Genomic DNA, 3,798 nt, shown 5'->3' with positions numbered 1-3,798 from the left:
ATGTAACACCAGTTAAACTTTGTCGTCTATTAGCGTCGGTTCTACGCTAATTTTCTCAGTCCCTTCTACAGTTGCAATCCAAGTTAATTGATTATAATACCCACTTGAACCATGGTCGATATTAATAGAAATTTGAGGAAAACTTTCGTGTTCAATTGGGCCAATAGACATTATCGTTACACTTTTCCCATTTTCATAGACAACATTTATAATTACTATATAATCTATAACAGAGAAATAACCTTCATTGTTATGAGAATTGGAATAAGTGTAATTTCCTTCTAAAGATATATTTAATGGTCCATAGAACCCAGTCTCTTCGTGCCATCCTCCCTGGTAAATCCCATATTCAACATGAGTTGCATTAATGTATAACTCCCCAGTCTGGATCTTGGGGGATGTTAAGCTAACACCACCGCATACAACCCACTTAATTTGGTAGCCTACCTCAAGGGATATATTAATGTAGGCCACTGGGGAGTTAACTTGGTAGAACAAGTTATAGTAGAATTCGCCTCTTTCATACTGATAATGCCCTGACTCATCAGTTTCATAGTATAACACACCAGTCTTTACAATTGTGGGATCAGAGTTAGTTGAGTTGGTAGAGGAAGTTGGAAGTATAACAGTCGAACCAGAGACCTCAATAGTTTTAGGAGTAGCATATATTATATTCCCCTGATAAGTGGAGAGAGCTAATTCATCTCCCTTACCGTAAACCAATACGCCTTGATACCTTGATCCACCTTCTTCGACTATAACTGTCTTGTTTTGAAGCCATGTAATGCTTAAACTAGGATATGTTATAAAATAACTCACATTTCCCCAAGAAAAGTAAGGTGAATAACCATAGAATACGATTAGTCCGAGGCCATTGTCCTCGTCGTAATAAAATCCGACAGTCCCGTTAAACTCCGCTAGCTGTTCTTTGTTTTGTTGCAGAAAGGGTGACGCTACTTGTTGATCCACATTAGCCTGGGATGGCATAGACCCTAGAAGGAGAAGAAATGGCACTAATACAGCAATCAATATGAACAAGACGAATACCATTCCTAGCCCTTCTGATAACCCTTTCATACCTGTCCTACCTCGTAGTATTGTCCTCCTTCCTTCACTAAAATCCATGGATGTCCCTCTACAAGTAATGGTCTTCCTAAACTTATCGGCAATAAGTACATCTCCCCTTGGTAAAGCAAATGTCCAGAGAGGTCGTAGACTGTTACATTCATTGGTTGACCTAACTTTTGTGTAGACGCTAAGTAAAGTGTTACATTATACATCGAGGAAATATCCACTGGATAGTAAGAACCCACGCTTTTTCCGGTTGTATAATAGAGACCAGATGCAATTTTTTGTGCTGCTTCTTGTTCTATAACCGATGCTGAAAGGGGACTTATATATAAAGAAAAAAGTGTGAGAACAGTTATACCAATTATTACTGTTGCAACTACTAGGATAAAACTAGAGATTACTTCCATGCTAGAAAACTTTTATTCAAATAATGCGCAGACATTTCTGAAAGTTATTATATTACAGGGATTGATGATTAGAAACACGAATCCCTTACCCCAAAGAAGTGTTGTTTATACTCTTTATCTTGTTTTCTCAGATCAAGGGCTAACTGCCTTAGTTGAATTTTTACTTAACCTTTTTTCTATAAAAGTAGATTGATCTACACCGTAGTGTGTTGTATATCTCACACGCTAACGGGGTTTTTAACGCCCTTACTAATGAATCGTTAGCATAAGATCTAAAACGGAATACTACAGTGGGCATCCTGTTAAATACTGACTATCATAGATTAAAAATTTTCATCTCTACCTTAAAAGGCGAAGCTTTCAGTTATAATTCTCTGAACTCTATATTTTCATACAACCTAAGGTATCTCTTACCTCATGTCCTCGTGGCGTGATTCTTCATTATTTTGTGGTAGTACAACTTTTTCTGTGTAAGAAAATAATTGTGCATTTTTCTACTAATGATTAAGATGAAATCAAGTATTGATCTTTCTATTCCTGTGGTAAGAGTTTTACCTTGGTTAAGATGAACACTCTTCTTAATCTCCACGTTACTGCTTAAGAACTTTGCCTCAATAAATCTCTCTTCTAAAGGGATTCTTAAAGCTTTTTCCTAAAGAAAAAAAATTATCTTCTTTTTAGTATTATTATAACTCCAACGATTAGTATTACAATTATTCCTAAAATTACATAAATCTCTAAGGAGGAGATAGTAGATGGTGGAGCAACTTGAGTTGTACTTGGAGGTGTAGTTGAAGGTGAAGTACTTAGAGGTTGTGTATACGTAGAGTTAGGAGTTGATGTAGTTGGTGACGACATGTACACCACATAGTAGATATTTGACGGATCTGTAAATATGTCAAGCTTTCCGTTTACCATAAAATAGTTTGAATCATTTACTTCAACTAGTCTTCCATTTGCCTTTTGAAGGACTAATATTGATCCTTGATGTATCAATGTAATGTTAAAAAGAATATATCCCGAAGAATTAATTTCTACCTTTTGAGCTAAGTATGTATTTCCGTTAACGTCAATAGAAGTGTTCGTAACATTTAAAGGCTTTACTATATTAACTTCTACAGTTATATTCTTAAATACTGCAATAAGATGCGAAGTCGAATTAACTTTAATCAACGCTAACGCTCCTGCTTCAACTCTATGTTCAAAGCTAACGTTAGCTGTTGTCATCACATCACCATTAGATGTTAATGCTATAACTATTGGCGTACCGTTCATTGTAAAGTAATGTATTACCTCAAAACTCTTTATAGCTCCTGGATTTATTATCACTATTTCTTGCATAGAGAACGATTTGCTAAACTCCATGTTTAGGCTCATCATGCCCATTGAACTTGACTTTCCATATGACGAGAATGACGATTCTCTAACAAACCCCGCAAGAGTACCATTAACGCCATAAAAGGCGATTTGTGTGAAGTTGAAGAAACCTTGATTATTTATTGGCATATGATATCCATGAAAAATAGTTGAGGAAGAAAATTTAGTGAATGTTTCTCCTTTCCACACAATTGCTGGAGTAAGTGATCCATTGAATCTTGCTATAGTTACGTTATAGTTACCCGTTGTGTTTATAGGTATACCTTCGAGAATTTCTTTGAATTCTGTCCTAGCATATCTAGGAGGGGTACCAGTAACTATTATCTGGCTTTTGGAATTAGAGCTAAAAGTTGATATTACTACTTGATCTAGAACCACTCTTAGACTTCCAGAAACTGTTGAGTTATATCCAACGTTAGCTGTTACATTATATAAGGAAGTTCCGTTGAGGTATTGAAGAGTAATTAAAGCTGTATTGTTGATGTAAGTATATCCATATACTGTTTTTGCTGAGCTAAGAAAACCTGCCCAAATTAACTGGGTTTGATTTCCCTCTGTTAAGTAAATTCTAATAAGTTGTGGAGACGACTGTACCTTAAAGAACATCCCATCTATTATGGATATACTATAGTTAAGCTGAACTTGTTTCGTCCCTGACTGTGAAAAGGTATACATTGATGAATTAGTTAGGCTTCTTATCTCATTTCCATGAACGTTAGACGAGTTGAAGACTGTTGAAACTACACTGTATGTTATCAGGTTCCCTGTTGTCCCTTTAATTGATATTAGATTTGAATCATATCTAGAAAAGTAAATGGTATAATTTGAATAAGGAGATGCGGTAACAACTAAAAAGGATGGAAGTATTAGTGCTAAAATTAGAAGAATATATAGGATCTTTCTCATTAATTATTAAAAAACTAATAAGCTTTAAAGCTTAGAT

Annotated in this window: 3 protein-coding genes and 1 pseudogene; all 4 read right to left on the bottom strand. The window is 35.3% G+C overall.

The genetic code is table 11. The features are described 5' to 3' along the window. Window positions 1-12: 12 nt before the first annotated feature. Window positions 13-1,125, bottom strand: a complete 1,113-nt coding sequence (locus CM19_RS10200) for a hypothetical protein (RefSeq protein ID WP_150111427.1) — start codon at window positions 1,123-1,125, stop codon at window positions 13-15. After that, window positions 1,074-1,478: a hypothetical protein gene (locus CM19_RS10195; protein WP_048100346.1), complete on the bottom strand. Its 405-nt coding sequence runs from the start codon at window positions 1,476-1,478 to the stop codon at window positions 1,074-1,076. The genes CM19_RS10200 and CM19_RS10195 overlap by 52 nt, the downstream gene beginning before the upstream one ends. A gap of 101 nt (window positions 1,479-1,579) precedes the next feature. After that, a pseudogene (locus CM19_RS13330) lies at window positions 1,580-1,776 on the bottom strand (hypothetical protein); the annotation flags it as partial. A 368-nt stretch (window positions 1,777-2,144) separates the two neighbouring features. Continuing rightward, window positions 2,145-3,761: a hypothetical protein gene (locus tag CM19_RS10185; RefSeq protein WP_048100344.1), complete on the bottom strand. Its 1,617-nt coding sequence runs from the start codon at window positions 3,759-3,761 to the stop codon at window positions 2,145-2,147. Window positions 3,762-3,798 lie beyond the last annotated feature (37 nt).

This window comes from Candidatus Acidianus copahuensis (assembly GCF_000632495.1).
Taxonomy (GTDB): domain Archaea; phylum Thermoproteota; class Thermoprotei_A; order Sulfolobales; family Sulfolobaceae; genus Acidianus; species Acidianus copahuensis.
This window is presented reverse-complemented; position numbering and strand designations above follow the sequence as displayed.